Here is a 1,812-nt window from a genome sequence, read left to right as displayed (position 1 = left end):
TTGTTGAAAAAGACAGTTACTATAACTCAGGTGATTAAGGGACACAGCCTAGTCTCCAGGATTCCCGGGGCGGTTCACTTCTACGTGCGGGATAAGTCTGTGATACCCCCAGGAATGTTAGGACATCACAAACTCCTGGCGGTAGTCGTTAATCAGTCCTTTGGTTTCGTGTTTTTGGTGTTCGTGGGGATTTGGTTTTAGCAGTAACAGCGCCGGTCATTGCTGCGGTTAATTTGTCGACTGTTCCCCGTAAAGATTCTGCAATGGTCTTTTCCGCGTTAAGTGTCGCTTCCATCGAAACAATCTGGTTCCTGAGCTTATGTAGCTCTTCAACCTGATCTGTTTGAACCTGTCGTGATTGTTTGTTCTCGTCAGTTAAACGTTGAGCTTCAGCACGCAGTTCTTCATTCTCCCCTTTGGCTGTATTCAGCTCCGATTGTACGTTCGCCAGGGTCGTAACCTTTTCTTCTAAAGATGAGCGCAATTCGGATGAAAGGGATTGGGCTGAGGACAGGTCCTTCTCGTACTGATTGATACTGACCTTTAAATCAGACACTGTCTGTTTTAAGTGTTCGCATTGGCTGGAGATAGCGGTCAGCTCTACTTGCTGAGATTTATTTTCATCAGTCAGGTGCTTCTGATATTCTTGCTGGGAAGCCAGTTCCTGCTTACGCTCACTCAGTTGCTGGCTCAGTGTCCCCACTGTCTGTTGTATAAGCTGGATTTCGCTGTTGGCATGTTGTAGCTCGTTTTGGCTTTCCGCTAGTCTTTCTTTAGTGTCGAGGAGTGAACTTTCAAGTTTACTTGCATGGTCACGCTGCTGAGCCAGATCACTGAGCAGGTTAATTTTTTCGCTGGTCAGAACTGTAACCTGATCTTTGCACTGTGAAAGCTGTTCCAGAATTTCACTGTTCTGCTGCTGCAACTGATTGCTGATATCTTCAGCATATTTGACACTTTCGCTTTGGATGTTTGTATAGCTCAGTCTGTAAAACCATGTGATCAACGACATCAGGTTGTAAAGTGCAGTGTTAATATCCGCTGGGATGTCGAGGGTACGGGCCTCCTCCGGTACTTTTTTAATGTAGTCCTTATAGTTTTCTACCGCCTCTTGCGCCCGGGAAAATGACCCTCCTACAGCATCACGTAGCCAATGGGTCTTGAAAAAGGTGGCAACGTTTTCGGGGTTAATTTCCTTTTCCCGACAAATTTTCTCAATTTCAGTAAAATAGTGATGAAGACCAATGGAAGAATAACGGCTTTGCTTAAGATCTTCGGGCTGGGCGATAGTAAGGCTGTCGTTTTCCTTGGCGCTTATATCGGATGCCTTCGGTTCATCCTCGTTCATAAGATTATCTTTGTCAGTCATCATATTTATCCTTTAGCCGGGATCTGGTTGGCAAAATAAATGCTAATCAGGTCATTCAGCGCGTTAAGCAGGCTCTCACACTCGACTGAGACATGGACATTCCCATTTTCAAACAGTCGGCATTTCCAGCCATTCTGGTCGTTAACATCGCCGGTAAAATCGGTTTTTCGCAAGGCAGCCAGTCTGTCGTACATGTTCTTTCCGCTACCGACAGGTGGTGTGGCTACATTGGAGCAGATGCACACGATATTCTCAAAGTCGTTTAAATAGAAGAGATTATCCTGAGAAAACCCATTATATCTCATCATGTTTAAATCGGGGAAAATGCCACGCAATACCAGTTTTTTTGGCATTACAAATTGCTGAATATTAGATAGTGTCGTCACAAGATTTTAGCCCAGAGAGCGATGCATCTGATCTGGACGGCAGCGAGAAATGAGGCC

The 1,812-nt window shown here is 45.2% G+C and carries 2 protein-coding genes; both read right to left on the bottom strand.

The genetic code is table 11. The features are described 5' to 3' along the window. Positions 1-148: 148 nt before the first annotated feature. Positions 149-1,372, bottom strand: coding sequence for a hypothetical protein (locus ACSZPU_RS25495; protein ID WP_499004392.1), 1,224 nt, complete (start codon positions 1,370-1,372; stop codon positions 149-151). Positions 1,373-1,374: 2 nt separating this feature from the next. Beyond that, positions 1,375-1,722, bottom strand: a complete 348-nt coding sequence (locus ACSZPU_RS25490; protein WP_499004391.1) for a DUF4942 domain-containing protein — start codon at positions 1,720-1,722, stop codon at positions 1,375-1,377. Positions 1,723-1,812: the final 90 nt, after the last annotated feature.

Origin of the sequence: Phytobacter sp. V69, assembly GCF_965644215.1 — a bacterium.
In the GTDB taxonomy this organism is placed as follows: domain Bacteria; phylum Pseudomonadota; class Gammaproteobacteria; order Enterobacterales; family Enterobacteriaceae; genus Phytobacter.
The sequence above is the reverse complement of the archived record's forward strand: the minus strand, read 5'-3'. Positions and strand labels throughout refer to the sequence as shown.